This window comes from Acidaminobacter sp. JC074 (assembly GCF_022496765.1).
GTDB lineage: Bacteria > Bacillota > Clostridia > Peptostreptococcales > Acidaminobacteraceae > JABXKX01.
The window spans coordinates 122562-141584 of sequence record NZ_VANV01000017.1 but is presented as its reverse complement, the minus strand read 5'-3'; the positions used below and the strand labels follow the sequence as shown (position 1 = coordinate 141584).

The following is a 19023-nucleotide window of genomic DNA, read 5'->3' as shown; positions in this document are numbered from 1 at the left end:
GCTTTCTTTGAAAAAAGCATATATAGTCATCATAATTCTTTTAGTGATTTTGATTGTCCTTATCGGCATATTTTCCTTTAGAAGAAGTCAACTTTTATATCTATATAGGACAGAACCCTTACCAGAAAATGATAGAAATGATGAGGTCGTGATTTCTGAAACTGAAGTAAGTGAAGTGGTAGAAGAAGTTGATCAGATAAGAGAAGATAAAATAGAAAAAAAAGATATAAGTTTTCTTATTCTTGGTTTGGACACACGACAAGATAATTATTCGGGCCGATCCGATGTTGTCATACTAGTAGATATTAATCACGACAAAAGAAGCATAAAGTTGATCTCGTTTATGAGAGATTTATATGTTGAGATAAAAGATCATGGTCAGACAAAACTGGGTCATGCTTATGCATATGGTCGAGAAAAACTTGCCAAAGAAACCCTCGAGAATAATTTTGGTGTGGCTGTTGATGAGTACATCGTTCTTAACTTTGAAGATGTCGTTGATATTGTGGATGCCATGGGTGGTGTTGAGTTGGATGTGACGCGTGCGGAAAGTTCTCAAGTTAGTGGGATAGACACTGAAGGCACTTATCTGCTAAATGGTACGCAAGCGCTCCAGTATGTGAGAATTAGAAATGTTGGTAATGGTGATTTTGAAAGAACAGGCCGTCAAAGAATACTTTTGGAGAAAATGATGGCTTATGGTGGGAATTTAGACAATGAATCGCTTCTTTATTTCATTGGAGAGGTATATCCATTAATTGAAACATCTTTTGATTTAGATGAGATATATGAACAACTTGAAAGTGATGGAGAGGGTGATTATCATGTGTCGAGTATGGGAATACCATTTGATAATCATATCTCAGAGCAGTATATAAAGGGAATCTACTATTTGGTTATTGAGGATTTTGAGTTACTGAAAAATGACATAAGCGAGTTTTTAAACAACTAGGAGGTCTTATGAGTACTCTGTCAAAAAAAATGGTTATGCTCCTCTTGGATGCACTTGTGATTAGTACTTCCTTTCTTTTAGCGCTTGTCCTTAAATATGATTTGCCTTTACCTGGCGTTTATATTGATATATTTTATTCCAACATCTTAATTTACTTGTTATTAAAACTGATCGTGTTTAGAGTGTTTTCTCTTTATTCAAGCATGTGGTCTTATGCTTCAATAGAAGAAGTTATGAGAGGCATTGCAGCTGTATTGGTAGCATCCATGATTGGTATTTTTTACTTGATTTATCAAAACTCTACCTTACCACTGTCTTTTTATCTGATTACGCTCCTGATAGAAATGATAGGGGTGCTTGGTGTTAGACTTGCATATCGAGTATTTAGAAGAATTAAAAATGTTGGTTACCTTTTTCATAAGGATTTGTACAAGAACGTCTTAATCATTGGTGTGGGCGCTACAGCCAGTATGATTGCAAAGGAACTTAAGGAACATCCCAATGTCTTTGGCCACCTGGTGGGTTTTATAGGAAAAGAAAACAATATGATTGGTCAATACATCAATGGAGTTAAGGTACTTGGTAATCGATATGATATTTACAGTATTGTAAAACGATACAAGGTTGACGAAATCATTCTGGCCATTCCTGCTGAAAGCTCTAAAGTTGTTAAAGAGATTATGATGGAGTGTTCTAAGTGTAATTGTAAGGTCAAAACTGTACCAGGCATTCATGAAATTATCGATGGGAAGGTGAGTGTTCATCATATTAGAGACGTCAATATTGAAGACCTATTAGGACGTGATCCAGTTCAACTGGATAAGTCTGGATTGAATGAGTTGATCAATGGTAAAACCATTATGGTAACAGGTGGTGGCGGCTCTATCGGATCAGAAATTTGTAGACAATTGATGACCTATGAACCGAGGAAGTTGATCATTGTCGACAATTATGAAAACAATGCTTATGACATTACCAATGAGCTTAAACAGAAGTATGGTATGGACATGGATGTGGTTACACTTATAGCTACAGTTCAGGATTTTGATAATATCATGAACATCTTTTCTACTTATAGACCTCAACTTGTTTTCCATGCTGCAGCCCATAAACATGTACCATTGATGGAGCATGCACCAAGAGAAGCTGTGCTGAATAATTGCATGGGTACTTTTAATGTGGTTAAGGCAGCAGCCAATTATCATGTTGAAAAATTTGTCTTTATATCCACAGATAAAGCTGTTAATCCAACCAGTGTCATGGGGGCTACGAAACGTATATGTGAAATGATTGTACAATCGATGACAGATGTTTCTGATACTGTTTTTACGACTGTTCGATTTGGAAATGTGCTTGGCTCGAATGGATCAGTAATACCTCTTTTTGAAAATCAAATTAAAGCAGGTGGACCTGTAACAGTTACACATAAAAACATCATCAGGTATTTTATGACCATACCTGAAGCTGTTCAGCTTGTCTTACAATCAGGTGCTTTTGCAAAGAATAACGAGGTGTTTGTTTTGGACATGGGTGAGCCAGTCAACATTTATGCCTTGGCTGAAAATCTGATTCGATTATTAGGCTATGAACCAGGTAAAGACATCCAGATAGAAATAATCGGCTTAAGACCTGGTGAAAAATTATATGAAGAACTTCTCTTAGAGGAAGAAGGTCTAGTGGAGACTTCTAATAAAAAAATCTACATTGGAAAAACAACTAACATTGATTTTGATGATTTGTGTTATTCGCTAGAACGCTTAAAAAGTGCAGCATATAGAAACAACAATATGGAAATAAAGAGAGCCATACAAAAGCTGGTACCCAATTATCACATAGACGAAGAAGAAGTCAGTAAAAAAGTCATTTCAATAAAAAAAGATAGAAAACAAAGTTAGGGATGAAATTATGACAGATAAATTATTCGATATACATTCCCATATTATATATGACGTAGATGATGGCTCTAAGTCTCTAGAGGACAGTTTGGTCATGTTAAAGCAACTTTATGAGATTGGTGTGCGTAAGATGGTCTTTACACCTCACTTTCTACAGCCTAAGTATGTGACAGATACGTCAGAATTATTTGATAAATATGAGATTATAAAAAGTAAAATTGAGGAAGAGGGTATTGGTATTACCCCATATTTGGCCAATGAAATTATGATCAATCCCAATATACTAGATCAGATTCATGCTAATAATTGCTTGACCATTAATAAGACAAAATATGTTTTGGTTGAATGTCCTTTATTTGGTGAAATTCAGGCCTTAAAGGAGTTTGTATTTAATATGAAATTAGAAGGTTACTTTGTGATACTTGCACACCCAGCGCGTTATGAGTTTATTCAACGTGATTTTGAAAATCTAGAGGACTTGATTGACCTTGGTGTTTATACCCAGCTTAGTTTGGCTTCGCTTTTAGGCTATTATGGTAGAGATGCAAGAAGAGTTGCAAGGAGAATGATTAGAAAAAAAATGGTTCATTTTATTGGGACAGACCTACATAGAAAAAACTCAAGTGTTCTCTATATAAAAAAATCATTGGCTTATATAAGAAGATATTATGATAAAGAAATGTACCAAGATGTTACCTTTAGGAACGCAGAGAAAATGATAAATGATGAACTTATAGACTAAGGAGTTTTTATGGATAGATTGGGTCAGATTCGATTTGCAAGACCAGATATTACACAAGAAGAAATCAATGAAGTGATGGATGCTTTAGCATCAGGCTGGATTACGACCGGTCCTAAGACTAAAGCCTTTGAAAAAGCCATTGCAGATTACTGTAAGACAAAGTATGCAGTCGCATTGAACTCAGCGACAGCATGTATGGAAATGACTTTAAGACTTCTGGGAGTAGGTCCAGGAGACGAGGTCATTACCAGTGCTTATACCTATACAGCATCTGCAAGTGTCATTCACCATGTTGGCGCTAAAATAGTCTTGGTAGATACAAAAAAGGACTCTTTTCACATCGATTATGAGGCCTTAGAGAATGCCATTACAGAACGGACTAAAGTCATCATACCTGTAGATGTCGGCGGCTGTTTGTGTGATTATGATAGAATATATGAAATCATTGAAAAAAAGAAAGATCTATTTGTAGCTGAAAACAAGTACCAAGAAGTCTTTAATAGGGTGATTGTCATGTCAGATTCGGCCCATTCCTTTGGCGCTAACTATAAAAACCGGATGTGCGGCTCTGTAGCAGACTTCACTTGTTTTTCTTTCCACGCCGTTAAGAACTTGACAACTGGTGAAGGTGGAGCAGTAACATGGCGAGAAATGGATAAACTGGATTCTGAAGAACTTTATCATGAGTATATGTTGATTTCATTACATGGACAATCAAAGGATGCCTTTACCAAACATCAACTTGGTGCCTGGGAATACGATATAATTGGCCCCTTTTATAAGTGTAATATGACCGACATCATGGCAGGGCTGGGTTTGGTTCAGTTAAGACGCTATCCTGGTATTTTAGAAAAAAGGAAAAAAATGATCAGTATGTATGAATCCTACTTAGATAAAATGAATGTCACTTATATGAAACATGACACTGTTATGCAGTCATCAAGTGGCCACTTGATGCTTGTGAACTTGAGTGAGAAAGATGAGGCTTTTAGAAACAAAGTCATTGTTAAAATGGCAGAACATAAGATTGCAACAAATGTTCACTTTAAGCCGCTTCCCATGCATACAGCCTATAAGGAACTAGGATTTAAGATAGAGGACTATCCCAATGCTTATAAGATGTATGAAAATGAGATTTCTTTACCCCTTCATACAATGATGACGCAAGAGGACGTTGTATATGTTTGTAAGTGTTTAGAAGAGATTCTAGAAGAAATGAGCATGTGATGTCATTTTTAAGTGTAAGAAGAAGAGAAGAAAAGTACTATGTTAATCAGTATCAATATGCCTTGTTGTCATCTCTGTTTAAATCTATTTTAATGCTGGATAGCCATTCAGGTGCTAAAGGCCATTATCTAGTTAGAAGTGTCTATTTTGACAGTCTCAATAAGAAAGATTTCTTTGAGAAGGAAATGGGGATTAAGGTTAGACGAAAGATAAGGCTTAGATTCTATGATGATGATTATCAGAGGATCAAACTAGAAAAAAAAGAAAAAATCAATAAACATTCCTTAAAAGAATCATTGATTATATCAAATGATCAAGCCAAGGCCTTTTCAAAAGGTCAATTTGATCTTCTAAAGACCTATGCTAACGATTTTTCGCTTGGGTTATATGATTATCTTTCTGTGAATCATTACCGGCTAAGTGCTATTGTGGATTACGAAAGAGAGGCATATGTTCATGAGAGTTTTGATTTAAGGGTAAATTTTGATAAACATATTAGAGGCATTACACATCAAAAGGATATTTTCTTAAAAGATCCGAATATGGTACCAATTATTGATCCAGAACTTTATATATTAGAGGTGAAGTACACTGGCCATTTACCAGATATGATAAAGGAAATTCTTGCTTGTGTTGATCTAACCAAAGTATCATATAGCAAGTATTATTATGCTTTATGGTCTGAATGTTAGGAGGAAATATGAATCTAGAAAGACTAACAGATTTAATTAAAGCTCATGACGTTTTATCTTACAAGGTAGTTTTGGTTTATTTAGCAGTAACAATACTACTAACTTTGATTGTTTTTCTTGTCTACAAAATAACTTTTACTGGCGTTGCTTATTCAAGGAATTTCAATATCTCCATAGTCCTTACAGGGGTTATTACATCCATGGTGATAATGGTAATAGGAAATAACCTGGTTCTATCACTCGGGATGGTCGGAGCTCTTTCGATTGTCCGCTTTAGAGCAGCCATTAAGGAACCTAAAGACATTTCTTATCTTTTTTGGTCCATAGCCATAGGACTTTCAGCGGGGACTGGGGCAATACTGATTGCCATCATTGGGACGTTAACAATCAGTGGTCTGATATTGATGTTTCATTTTTTCAGGTTCAGGCAAAACAGTTCCTATTTATTAATCATTAAAGGCAGTAGGTTCAAGCTTGAGGATTTGGAACCTATTATGGAAAAGTATATAAAAAAATATCGCCTTAGAATGAAAAATACAGAGGCTGATGTACAAGAGTCCATATATGAAGTGACGATTGATGAGGCAGATGAGGATGACTTGATTGATGATCTCTATAAGGTAGAGACAATAAATAAAGTAAACATTGTGTCATTTAGTGGTCACTTAAATGAATAGGTGGAGGTGACTCATGAGGAGTCGGATATACTTATCAATTCTCGTCGTAATATGCTTGGCTCTAATTGGGCTAGTAACAAATGGCTTTCATGGAGCTGAGTTAACGGATGACGATTCTTATCATATAATCATCAGTGAGATTATTTCATCAAATAAATCATTAATGATGGCTCATGACGGCAAGTATTATGACTTGATAGAACTGTATAATCCTACTGACTATGCCATCAGTTTAGAAGGCTATGGTTTAAGTGATGAACCAGAGAAACCTTTAAAGTGGCAATTTGATCATGGCATTATTGAACCAGGTCAGCGCTTGATAGTCTATGCCTCAGACTTAGACTGGGTTTATCATCATAGCGATCAAGAATACCATGCTAATTTTAAGTTAGATGATAGGGGGGAAAAGGTATCCTTAGCCAAATCGAATGGTGAAATTATTCAAACGGTCTTGCTACCTTATCTGAATGACAACATGTCTGTGGCTTTAATTGATGGTAAATATCAGTATTTATTTGAAGGGACACCTGGTCAAGAAAATCAAGGCATAATTATTGATGATATTAAGTCGCTTAACAGGCAGTATGTTATAGAAGCCTCTCATCAACCAGGCATTTATAAAGAACCATTTTATCTGACTTTTGATGAGATAGAGGGCTTAGATATATACTATACACTTGATGGTTCAGAACCAAGTGATCAAGCGAATAAATATAGTGGGCCAATATTTATGGATTATTCTATCAAGAATCCTATTCGTTATGCCAATATCAATGCAACCTTCTTGGATTTTGTAATTTTTATTGACCATGAAAATATCAATCGTATATCCACAATAAAAGCAAGGTATTATGATGGTCCAGTACCGATTGGAGAGGGTTTTGTAGGTTCTTATTACGTGAAGGATCAAAGTATTGATGATTATACCTTCGATATTTTATCTATTACGACTGATCCGAAACATTTATTTGACTCTTATGATGGGATTTATATTGTTGGTGAAAGATTTAAGCTAGATTCTTTGACACCAACAGATGGCTCGACGCCTGCAAATTACAATCAAAGAGGCAAGGCCTGGGAAAGACCTGCTTACTTTGAAATGTTTGATACAAATGGTGCTTTGGTCTTCTCCCAAGATATTGGTTTAAGGATATTTGGTGGCTATTCTCGGTCAAGTCCCAAAAAATCTTTTAGAATCATCGGTAAGAATGGCTTTGATAATGCGCCTTTTGAGTATGCCTTTTTTGAAGAACTTGAGATAAATACTTTTGATTCGATTATCTTAAGGTCTGGTTCAAACGATCTTAAATATGCCATGATTAGAGATATACTGGCAGACGAGCTTGTAGATGATATTATTGACCATCAGGCCTACAAGCCTGTCATACTCTTTCTAAATGGAGAGTATTGGGGCATCTATAATATGAGAGAAACCATGGATGAAAGCTTTATAGAAAATCACTATGGTTTAGAGAAAGATGAGATAGGTCTAATAGAAAATATCACTGTTAAACACGGCGATGAAGAAGATCAGATCCACTTCAATAAGGTGTATGACTTTATAGAAAAAGAAGATATGTCAATAGAAGCTAATTATGATCAGGTCAAACTCATGATAGATATGGATAACTTTTTAGATTATTATGCGACTCAAATCTATCTTAACAACAAAGATTGGCCTAACAACAACATTCGTTGGTGGCGTTATAAGGGGCCAGTTGGAGAAGGGGTCTATGATGGCCGTTACCGTTTTTTACTTTATGATATTGATTTTTCCATGGGTCTTTATGAAGGCAGTGATGCAGCTTACTTTAATTCTTTTGAATATTTGACTGCAACCGAAAATACAGGTAGGCATAATCCATTATGGGCGACTATGTTTTATAGACAGTTGAGTCAAAATGAAGAGTTCAGAGATGGTCTCCTACTGAGAATTTGTGATTTTTCTAATTCTCGTTTCAGTAAAGACAATGCTATGCAAGCGTTAGAGCACTTTGTAGCCTTATACAAGCCGGAAATGGATGAGTATGTGAAACGTTGGCGTTTCTTTGAAGATGAAGGGACAGGCTGGGATCAAGAGGTTATGGTAGTCAGAGAATTTTTGTCCAATAGAAAAGAAGCCATTCTAAAGCATGCTGCAAACTTCTATGACTTAAAGGGGCCTTATGAGATTGGTCTTTCATTTGCTGGAGGTGTGATTGATGTTAATGGGACCTATCAAATGGATACTTCTTCTGAAGTCCAGTATCTACAAGGTCAAATGTTAAGGTTAAGAGCTAAACCACTTTCAGGTTATAAATTAGATAAGTGGGAGATAACAGAAATGGGTGAGACTAGGTATGTTGCAGGTGAACTTTTAGAACTGGTTGTAAATGGTGATACACAAATAAAAGTACATTTTGTCAAAGACTAGTTTGATTGCTCTTCTTTTGTGTTAAACTCAAAAAGACGACGTAATCTAGAAAGGAAATATTATGGCTGCACCATTTACTATGAAAATCGAAGATATTTATCCATCTCAACTCTATATATCTAAAAAGAAGTTAGCTGCTGTTCAGACTTGGATCAAACCGGATGTATATGATCCCATTCCTATAAAAAAACTTAATGGACGTCATATATACGTTGATGGTCATACAAGAGCCTACGCTCTACATGTCTTAGGTGTCACTGAAATAAATGTAGAATGGGAACCAGAAGAATGGGACTGGGATGCCTATCAGATATGTGTGGATTGGTGTCTAGATGATAAGATACATTCGATTGCTGATTTAACTGGTAGGCTTGTCGATCATGAGTCATATGAAGTACTTTGGTATGATCGCTGTAGAAAAATGCAAAATGCTTTAGAAAAGGAACGTGAAAATATTTAGTCTATAATTTTTCTTTTATGCGACTGAAGAGAAAAACCTTATCTTTTAGGATGAGGTTTTTTAAGTTTTTGTAATATTTGAGGTAACAATTGAAGAAGTTGCATATAAAAATAGCTAGGTGATTTTTATTAAAAAAGGTGCATTAATATACAACTTTTGCATAGAAAATGACAGTAAAGCTTTGAAAATAGCGGACTTAGAAATTGTGTATTCAATCGGAAAAATAATGAGGCTCGGATAAATTTACCATCTCTAAGAATAAGATAATTACTTAGGGTTACGGAATTGTTTAACGATAAAAATAATTGAATAATGATAAGCATCTTGATTAATTTTATCAGAAAATATATAATTTTATTAGTGGTTTATATTTTCTTAAGAAATGTAAAGTGTATTTACACCTTAATGATTTTATTAGAAACACTATTATAAGATATTTACAATGCTTTCAGATCGTGTCAGTGATGTATTAACAAAAGTTCACATGGTGTGATTATCTAGCGTCCGTGAAAATTTGTGGCTAATCTCAAATATTCGGAAAAGACTAAATTAACTGATTCTTATGACTTGCTAGACAATAACAAGTAAGACATGACTTGAATTATTCGTATGATTGATTATGTATACCAATTAGATCTTACACAAATAGAAGAATAGATATATATATTTTAAACCGAGACCATTTATTCATATCTATTGCTAGACCTAATTTAGTATAAGCCTCAAAGATTTTTCAATCTTTAGGCATTTTTCATTTCTTAGGAAATGAAAGAATGAACTGTATTGCGACTTAAACAGAAACATCGTTTTTCTTAAGCCGTTTAAGTTGACAATACATAAGAGTTCAAGAATATGTATGGAGTACATCTTTACATTGGCAACAAAATGAGTTATTCATTTGAGTAATTCAAAGCGTATAAAATAGAGAAAGGGACGTATGATTTGGCTTAAGGTCGTACAGGGCATAAAGTATGAAGAATATTTTTTTCAGACCTTTAGCGTTAATGTTAGTACTAGTAATGATGATGGCATCATTTGCTGGTTGCTCACCAAGTGAGTTTACAGTAACATTTGACACTCAAGGTGGTAGTGTAGTTGAAAATGCTACAGTTGAAAAAGGACAAGCTGTTGCTGAGCCTGCTGCACCTACAAAAGAAGCTGCAGAAGGTAAGACAAATAGTTTTGTTAATTGGTCAACAGATGCAGAAGGTAACAATGTTTATGACTTCGCAACACCAGTTGAAGCAGACGTAACATTGTATGCACAATGGACAGTATCTACTGTTGTTAGTTTTGACGACAGACAAGGTAATGTTGCAACAGTTTTAGTTGGAGAAAACGGTGGTGATGTAGAAGCGCCAACTGAGCCAACTCGTGAAGGTTACAAATTTGGTGGTTGGTTTACAACTAAGAGAGGTTTTACTTGGACAACTCAACCAGTAGAATTCCCTTACAATGTAGAAGCATCAACAACTTTATATGCATATTGGGAGCCAGTAGACTCAAAGGCTGTTGACTATAGCCCAGAGGTTACATATGTATCTACTTTAGATGATAAAGATCCAGTAGTAATTAACCCATTGATTTACCAATGGAGTTATGAAGATGATTTAATTGATTTATTATCTACATCATTATATACATCAAGTGATAAGAACAACATTGAAGTTGACTGGGACAAGGCCATAGCGGATGGTCTAGCGGCATTCCCAGGAGATTTCTCGAAGTTTGAATCACAAGAATATTCAATTGAAGCTCTTGACTATCAAATCGTTTTAGTTGGAGCGACAAGATTTCCAGTGGACTCTGAAGGAAATGATCACTTAACTGCAGATGGTAAATATGACCGTGAAGGTGCGCCTGCAATTAAGGATACGGAGTGGACTATTTCTATTAGAGAAGATATGAAGTTTGAAGATGGTACACCAATTACATCAGCAGACTACGAGTATACTCTTAAGCAGTTTATCGATCCAGTATTAAACAACAAGCGTGCGACTATGTTCTACAAGACTGAAGAAGCTAAGAACGGTGCGCCACTTATGAATTCTTATGAATACTTTACTGGTACTCAGATCAAAGATGAAAATGGTAACATGAAAGATGTTGCTTGGGAAGATGTTGGTTTCGAAATTGTTGATGATTATACATTTACAATGAAGTTCTGGGAGCCGGTTTCTCAATCATCTGCTATCGCATATGCAAATAACTTTAGATTAATCCATAAAGAAGCATTTGAAGCATCATTGACTACTGCAAAAGAAGATGCTGCTTATGGTACACCTGATTACCCATATGTATCTTATGGTGAGTACATCATTAAGACTTGGGATGAAAACCAAAAGATTGTATTTAACAAAAACTTTGATTATGTAAAGAAAGAAACTATCAACTACAAGTCTAGAGTCATTGAAATCGTTGATTCAACAGATACTAGAATGGCATTATTTGCTGCTGGTGAGATTTCTGTAGCTGGTTTAACTCAAGATTACTACGCAGAATATGCTGAGTATGACAACTTATTCAAAGAATGGAGAGGATATCCTCAGTACTTAATCTTAAATACTGCACCTTCAAAACTTGAAGAGAATGCACATGAGCATCCATCAGCGATGTATGACAAGACATTTAGACAAGCATTATTCTATGGTTTTGATAGAAGCTACTATGCAAACAATGTATATGCACCAAATACAGCTTCATTATTACCAATTCCATTAGATACAAAAGCTTATAACCAGGACGTATTCTATTATTCGGAATCTCCTCAACATATGACTGTATTAGAAGAGTTTAACATCAACCCTGATACTCATGCATATGTACCAGATTTAGCACTTAGCTTATTTGATCAAGCTTGGGCTAACTGGAAAGCTGAAGGTAATGAAGGTCCAATAACACTTAAGTTTATCTCTGATAACGATGATTTTACTAAGAACTTAGTTGAGCATATGAAAGTTTCATATGAAGAACTATTCAATGCAGACGAAGAAAGATTTATCTTAGATATCGTATACAATGAGAATGAGGGTCACCAAGCAGAAACTTCTTCATGGAACTTTGATGCTGTACTTTCGGCAGTAGGTTTTGGTACATCTTCAGGAGCACAATGGCAATATCCAGCAATCGCATTCTTTGGCGATGTTATCGGTGGTGGTTTCTTAGGATTATCACAACCATATGATGTTTCTGGCGTTGACGGTGTTGCAGAGTATGCAACTCTTGAAATTGAAATTGATTTAACAAATACATGGAACTACTTAGATGAACTTGGTCTTGATTCTATGGAAGAAGACGAGTTAGAAGGTCACATCAAGCTTTACAACTGGTTAAAAGAAGCTGATGGTAAGCCAGCTGGTATCTACAGAGGTTCATTAGAAGATATTTGTATGGTTATTATCAACGAAGATACACCATGGGACGGTACAGCTTCTGAACCGTTTGCAGGTGCTTCAAATGACATTTACAACTATATTGCAGAACTTGAAAAAGTATTTTTCGAGTATTGTCCATTGATTCCAACAGTTACACGTTCATCAGCAATCGTTTATGCAGATAACGTAGTTATTGAATGGCCAGCTTACTCAAGTGGTTTTGCATGGGGTACTGGTAGATACCGTTACTTATCTACAGATCCTGACTTCATGGAGTAATTACTTGAAGGAAAATAGTATTTAATATTAATCCCATGTTCGTTCATTTGAACGTGGGATTTTTATGTCACTTAAATCGTGTATTTATATGTAACATCATGAATGAATATTAGATGACTCGTCATCTGATAAACCAACATGGTTGATAAGAGTTTATTTTAATTTTTAGGAGTTAAAGTACAAGGGTTAGGGTTTAACATATAGATATAAAATCAATGAATATGAGGGAGAGTAAACTTTGTTTAGTTATATGCTAAAAAGAATGGGACTTATGTTAATAACATTTGTCATTACTGTATTCCTTTTCTTCTTTTTTATCAAACTAATGCCAGATAATTATGTGCCTACTATTGGTCAAGGTAATGACTGGTATGAGCAGATGGCAGAAAAAGAAGGTTGGAATGAACCGATTGTTGTTCAATTTGGATTATGGGTAAAGAATATATTTACAGAAGGAAACTTCGGTTATTCACATCTATTAAATAGAGACGTTTCTGAGGCTTATTTTAAGAAGATTCCTGCATCGGTTAAAATCAATATTGTACCGTACTTATTGTCGGTACCTATAGCAATTATAATTGGTGTTGTAGCAGCTCTTAAAAAGAACAAATGGCAAGATACAGCAATATCTATCTGGATTATGATATTTATTTCAGTACCTTACTTTGTTGTAGGTGTTGTTGCTCAGTATTTCTTCTACTGGAGATGGGGCATTGCACCAGACTACAAAATAGCCACGGCCTCCGAATTCGCAGAACTAGGTTTCTGGTATGGTATTTCTACTTACATCATGCCTGTCATCATTATAACTTTAGCCAGTATTCCATCTATGGCGCGTCGAGTACGTGCAGAGTTAACTGAGCAGTTAACAACAGATTATATGTTATTAGCTAGAGCAAAAGGATTAACAAGAGAACAAGCTGTATTTAAGCATGCCCTTAGAAACGCCTTGGTTCCAATATTACCAGGTATTTTTATTGGTTTGATCGCTGTTTTAAACGGTGGTATTATCACAGAAAAAATATTCCGTGTTGATGGTACAGGTCGTATGTATCTTGCAGCATTTAATGGTCGTGATTATGCCCTATTAATGCTTATAAACACATTTGGTCAGTTCTTAACATTGGTTTCAGCTATTATAGCAGACTTATCTTATACATTGTTTGATCCAAGAGTACGATTCGGGAGTGGAAAGTTATCATGATGAATATAGACAAAAAAGATTTAGTATTGGTCCGTGATAGTCAAAAGATACTTGATACAGAACTTGAATCAAAGCGTATTGGGTATTATCAAGATTCATGGAACAGATTTAAGAAAAACAAAGGGGCTTTTTATGCCTTTATCATCATCTGTGTGGTTTTATTCTTTGTAGTATTTGGCCCTTATATGAGAGGTTATACATTGAAGGCAGATGCACCAATTGAAGCAGCAAGGTTAGGAAATCTTGTACCTAAGGTACCAGGTCTTGAAAAGTTAGGTTTCTTTGATGGTACTAAGAAAATTGAGGCTGGTAAGCAGTTTCTTTTAGATATGAACAGCAATGATTTTGGCAAGGATATTATTATTTCAGGCCTACCACAGGAACTGATTGATAATCCAGATCATCCAGACTATGAAGATGTTACAAAGTTAGAAGTTGTAGTAAACCACTATAGATACACAAACTATGTATCATCTTATAAACCTGAGAGATATTATTCTATAGTGAAGCAAAATGAGATCAATCAAACAGATGATGATCCTTTGGCTGAAGTAAAAAGAACATTAACTCAGGAAGAATTTGATGAGGAACTTAAAAAGAACTCAGTTATTGATATTCTACAAATACTAGAAACAGACAACCCGGCAGATCCGGAAAAGCCTTTCTTCCAGTATGTTGTTAGATTGAATCAGTTTAAATCAACACTTGGTGTTAATGATCCATCTGATGTTTACTTCTGGTTTGGAACAACAGATGAGGGTGGCGACTTATTTACAGAGTTGTGGTTAGGTGCAAGAATTTCACTTATCATGGCCCTTGCAGTTGTATCTATCAACTCATTAGTAGGTCTTATCCTTGGTTCACTAGTAGGTTACTATGGTGGTGCCTTTGACTTAATTATGGATAGATTGGTTGAGATTATTGTATCAATTCCTTTCTTATCAGTTCTAATTCTATTAACACTACGTTATGGTAACAGTTTGATTGTTATTATTGTTGCCTTTACCTTAACAGGTTGGGTTGGCATGTACAAAACTGGTAGAATGCAGTTCTACAGATTTAAGAATCGTGAATATGTATTTGCAGCGCGTACTTTAGGTGCGAGTGATGCAAGAATCATGTTTAAACATATCTTCCCAAATACACTGGGTTTAATTGTAACAGGTTTAGCGTTATCTATACCATTCTTCGTATTTACTGAAGCTTCATACTCATTCTTAGGCATCATTGAGTATGCAAATGCGACAAGTGTTGGTATGTTGATTAATAAAGGACAGGCAGTGATGATGCATCATCCGCATTTACTACTGTTCCCATCAGCTTATATTTCTATCTTGATGATTGCATTCAACTTATTTGGTAATGGTTTAAGAGATGCATTTAATCCATCATTAAGGGGGGTTGAATAATGAGTGAAAAAGTTTTAGAAGTAAAAAATTTGGCCATATCATTTAAAACACAATATGGTATCTTACATGCAATCAGAGGAGTATCTTTTGATTTATATAAAGGTGAAACACTTGCCATAGTAGGTGAGTCAGGTTCAGGTAAAAGTGTTTCTGCTAAGACGATTATGGGTCTTTTAGCAGGTAACTCAATTTATGAAGATGGCGAAGTATTGTTTGACGGACTTGATTTAACACAAGTTGGTGAAGAACAAATGCATAATATTAGAGGTTCTAAGATCTCTATGATCTTCCAGGATCCAATGTCTTCATTAAACCCAATTCAAACGGTTGGTAAGCAAATTGCAGAGGCTTTGATCTACAAGCAAGGCATGCCTAAGGCTATGGCTAAAGAAAGGGTGCTTGAGTTATTAACTCGTGTTGGCATCAGCGAGCCAGAAAAGAGATTCAATCAGTTTCCACACCAGTTTTCAGGTGGTATGAGACAGAGAATTGTTATTGCCATAGCACTAGCAAATAATGCAGAAGTACTGATTTGTGATGAGCCGACAACTTCACTTGATGTAACGATTCAAGGTAAGATTCTTGAGCTGATCAATGAACTTAAATTACAAAGAAAACTATCGATTATATTCATTACACATGACTTAGGTGTTGTAGCCAACGTAGCTGACAGAGTTGCTGTTATGTATGCAGGTAAGATAGTTGAATACGGTGAAACAGAAGAAATCTTCTATGATCCAAAACATCCATATACTTGGGCCTTGTTATCATCAATGCCTAACCTTGCAACATCTAAACATCTAGATGCTATTGCTGGGACACCACCGAATATGATTTTCCCACCTAAGGGTGATGCATTTGCACCTCGTAACAAGTATGCAATGAAAATTGACTTTGAGGAGCAACCACCTATGTTTAAGGTTACAGATACACATTATGCTGCAACATGGTTGTTACACCCTGATGCACCTAAGGTAGAGTTGCCTGAAGCGACGATAAGATTAAGGGAGAATAGAGGTAAGTTACATTATGGAAAATAATCATGTTGTAGATAATAGAAAAGTTGTTTTAGAGGTGGATAACCTTAAAAAACACTTTACTTCAGGTACCGGTAAAAACAAGCTGGTTGTACCTGCAGTAGATGGGGTCTCGTTCAATGTCTATGAGCAAGAGGTATTTGGTGTTGTAGGTGAATCGGGTTGTGGTAAAACAACAACTGGCCGTACAGTAATGAAGCTTTACAGTGCAACAGAAGGTACCGTTAAGTTAAATGGCGACATCATTTCAGCTGGGCATAAAGGTATAGAGAGACAAATCGTAGAAGTTAAAGAAGAAGCTAAAAGAAAGCTTGTTGAGATTGATAAGCATGCAGAAGCTGTTCATAAAATTGAAGAAAAGTTAGAACATGACCTTATTGATGCTGAACACAATTTGAATAAGGTTTTAGAAGCCAATAAAGAAGTTTTAAAAGATTTAAGAAAACCTTTAGACGACCATAGAGATGAAACATATAGAATAAAAAATAAGTATGAACTTGAAGTCGCTAAAGTAGAACATAAGTATAAGCTTGCAGTTGAAAAGATTAAAGGCACAACTAAAAATGTTGTTGAAGATGAATACAACAAAGAAGTTGCAAGACATAAGCTGGGACTTAGCCGTAAGACAGTTGGTCTTAAGGAATCAGCTGCCCTTGAAAAAAGTGTCATTGAAAAGAGAATGGCAGATCTTAATGCTAAGTATGATCAGATCTTTAAAAAGTTAGAAGAAAGATACAAGCCTTTAATTGCTGAAGCAGAAGGTCAAATTGTTTCTAAATCAGATGCTAAGGCTCAGATTAAAGTTTTAACAAACGATAAGAAGACTCAAGTTTCAGCCTTAAAGGACCAATATAAGAAAGATAAGACTAAGTTAGCTAAGCCAGATTCTTCTGCTATTAAGGCTAAGATTAATGAAGAAAAGGCCAGACAAAAGGCTGAGGTTTCTAAGCTTAAGAAAAACATTTCTGAGTTGAAATCAAAGGCCAAAGAAGCGACTTCTAAAGTCCCTGATAATAAGGCCCTAGGTGTTGATATCAGTGCGCTTGAAGCTGAGAAGAAAGCCATCCAGAAGTGGGAACAAGAAGAGGTTTCTAAACTGAAGGAAAAAATCGCATACTATAAAGATGTGAACAAGTCTAAAGAAGCTTTAGAGACTTCAAGAAAGATGCAGATGATCTTCCAAGATCCTATTTCATCACTAAATCCTCGTCTAACAGTTGAGGAAATTGTTGGTGAAGGTCTTGTTATCAAGGGTGGTCATAGTCAAGAGGAAATTAAAGAAAAAGTAGCTGTTATGCTTGAAAAGGTTGGTTTACAAGCTTCTTTCGCTGCAAGATATCCTCATGAGTTCTCTGGTGGACAACGTCAAAGAATAGGTATTGCAAGAGCCTTGATTATGGAACCTGATTTTGTTATTGCTGATGAGCCTATTTCGGCACTGGATGTATCAATCAGAGCCCAAGTACTGAACTTATTACATGGTCTTAAAGATGAGTTAGGCTTAACAATTATGTTTATTGCCCATGACTTGTCAGTAGTTAGATTCTTCTGTGATAGAATTGCAGTAATGTATTATGGTAAGATTGTAGAAATGGCTGAAGCAGAAGAGTTGTTTAATAATCCAATGCATCCATATACAAAATCATTGTTATCAGCTGTACCACAGCCGGATCCAGATTATGAAAAGAACAGAATTAAGATTGGTTACAATCCAGCTACAGCCCATGATTACCGTCATGATAAGCCGTCTCTAAGAGAGATTGTTCCAGGACACTCTGTGTATGTGAACGACGCTGAGTTTGAAAAGATTAAGAATGAGTATTTTGATACAAATGAAAGACCAGGTGATGTACAATGAAGAGAGTAATTTATTTATTAATGATGATGCTTGCATTATTTGCATTAACCTCATGTAATAGTGAACCGGAAGTTGATAACTCTATCAATGTTATGTTCTTTACATCAAATCAAAATGCATCTATGGTAGCAAGTTATTTAAACTTAGAAGAAGGTCAAAAAATTCAAGCACCAGAAGTACCAACAAGAGAAGGTTATATTTTCGCAGGCTGGTACAAAGATTACTATAAAAAAGAAGCATGGGATTTTGATAAAGATACCTTAGGCGGTGAGTCTATTGTACTCTATGCTGATTGGGAGCCTTCAATCTTTGATATTGAATATGTCCTTAATGGTGGCGAAATGCCTTCAGACGATTATGTTAAAACATTCCGTGGTGGTGAGTTCGCTGTACTACCGCTTCCTGTTCAAGAAGGATTTGCCTTCGTTTCATGGTATGATTATGAATGGAAAGATGCAGATGGTAAGATCACAACTATTCCTGGTGACAAGGGTTATTTAAAAATTCCTGAAGTATTTGAGGACGTAACCCTGTATGCTCACTGGAAGCCAATTGTCGTTGATGTAAAGTTCAATATCAATTATCCAGAAGACGATGCACCTAAGCTAGATGTGACACGTATGAGTGTTAACTATGGTGATTCTATTGACTTTGAGGTACCAAAAGATACTGACAAGTATACTTTTGAGGGCTGGAATGTTAAGAGAGATGGAACTGGTGAATTCTACATCAATGGTCAACCATTTGAAAGGAAGCTGCGTATAACGCTGTATGCATCATGGAAAGAAAAATAGATAGACAAGA

At 35.6% G+C, this 19023-nt stretch carries 14 protein-coding genes; all 14 read left to right on the top strand.

The features are described from left to right. Window positions 1-7: 7 nt before the first annotated feature. On the top strand, window positions 8-952 hold the full coding sequence (locus EZV73_RS19315) for an LCP family protein (protein ID WP_240842051.1): 945 nt from the start codon (window positions 8-10) through the stop codon (window positions 950-952). An 8-nt stretch (window positions 953-960) separates the two neighbouring features. Next, window positions 961-2847: a nucleoside-diphosphate sugar epimerase/dehydratase gene (locus tag EZV73_RS19310; protein ID WP_240842050.1), complete on the top strand. Its 1887-nt coding sequence runs from the start codon at window positions 961-963 to the stop codon at window positions 2845-2847. 10 nt (window positions 2848-2857) lie between these two features. Then, window positions 2858-3589 (top strand): tyrosine-protein phosphatase, encoded by a 732-nt coding sequence (locus tag EZV73_RS19305; protein WP_240842048.1) that lies wholly within the window; start codon window positions 2858-2860, stop codon window positions 3587-3589. A 9-nt stretch (window positions 3590-3598) separates the two neighbouring features. Beyond that, entirely contained in the window at window positions 3599-4816 is a 1218-nt protein-coding gene (locus EZV73_RS19300; RefSeq protein ID WP_240842047.1) for a DegT/DnrJ/EryC1/StrS aminotransferase family protein, read from the top strand. Further along, window positions 4816-5508, top strand: coding sequence for a polyphosphate polymerase domain-containing protein (locus tag EZV73_RS19295; protein ID WP_240842046.1), 693 nt, complete (start codon window positions 4816-4818; stop codon window positions 5506-5508). Before EZV73_RS19300 ends, EZV73_RS19295 begins: the two co-directional genes overlap by 1 nt. 8 nt (window positions 5509-5516) lie before the next feature. Continuing rightward, window positions 5517-6185 (top strand): DUF4956 domain-containing protein, encoded by a 669-nt coding sequence (locus EZV73_RS19290; protein ID WP_240842045.1) that lies wholly within the window; start codon window positions 5517-5519, stop codon window positions 6183-6185. Between the two features lie 13 nt (window positions 6186-6198). Next, window positions 6199-8598, top strand: a complete 2400-nt coding sequence (locus tag EZV73_RS19285) for a CotH kinase family protein (RefSeq protein ID WP_240842044.1) — start codon at window positions 6199-6201, stop codon at window positions 8596-8598. Window positions 8599-8659: 61 nt separating this feature from the next. Beyond that, window positions 8660-9058 carry a hypothetical protein gene (locus EZV73_RS19280; RefSeq protein WP_240842043.1) on the top strand — a complete coding sequence of 133 codons (399 nt, stop codon included), beginning with the start codon at window positions 8660-8662 and terminating at the stop codon, window positions 9056-9058. A 971-nt stretch (window positions 9059-10029) separates the two neighbouring features. Beyond that, window positions 10030-12711, top strand: a complete 2682-nt coding sequence (locus tag EZV73_RS19275; RefSeq protein WP_240842042.1) for an ABC transporter substrate-binding protein — start codon at window positions 10030-10032, stop codon at window positions 12709-12711. Between the two features lie 238 nt (window positions 12712-12949). Next, window positions 12950-13915 (top strand): ABC transporter permease, encoded by a 966-nt coding sequence (locus tag EZV73_RS19270; protein WP_240842041.1) that lies wholly within the window; start codon window positions 12950-12952, stop codon window positions 13913-13915. Continuing rightward, a complete protein-coding gene (locus tag EZV73_RS19265; protein ID WP_240842040.1) occupies window positions 13915-15324 on the top strand; it encodes an ABC transporter permease in 1410 nt (469 codons plus the stop codon). Before EZV73_RS19270 ends, EZV73_RS19265 begins: the two co-directional genes overlap by 1 nt. Beyond that, window positions 15324-16364 carry an ABC transporter ATP-binding protein gene (locus tag EZV73_RS19260; RefSeq protein WP_240842039.1) on the top strand — a complete coding sequence of 347 codons (1041 nt, stop codon included), beginning with the start codon at window positions 15324-15326 and terminating at the stop codon, window positions 16362-16364. Before EZV73_RS19265 ends, EZV73_RS19260 begins: the two co-directional genes overlap by 1 nt. Beyond that, entirely contained in the window at window positions 16354-18219 is a 1866-nt protein-coding gene (locus EZV73_RS28915; RefSeq protein WP_330637174.1) for an oligopeptide/dipeptide ABC transporter ATP-binding protein, read from the top strand. The genes EZV73_RS19260 and EZV73_RS28915 overlap by 11 nt, the downstream gene beginning before the upstream one ends. Then, complete coding sequence (locus EZV73_RS19245) at window positions 18216-19013, top strand: InlB B-repeat-containing protein (RefSeq protein WP_240842038.1); 798 nt, start codon at window positions 18216-18218, stop codon at window positions 19011-19013. Before EZV73_RS28915 ends, EZV73_RS19245 begins: the two co-directional genes overlap by 4 nt. Window positions 19014-19023 lie beyond the last annotated feature (10 nt).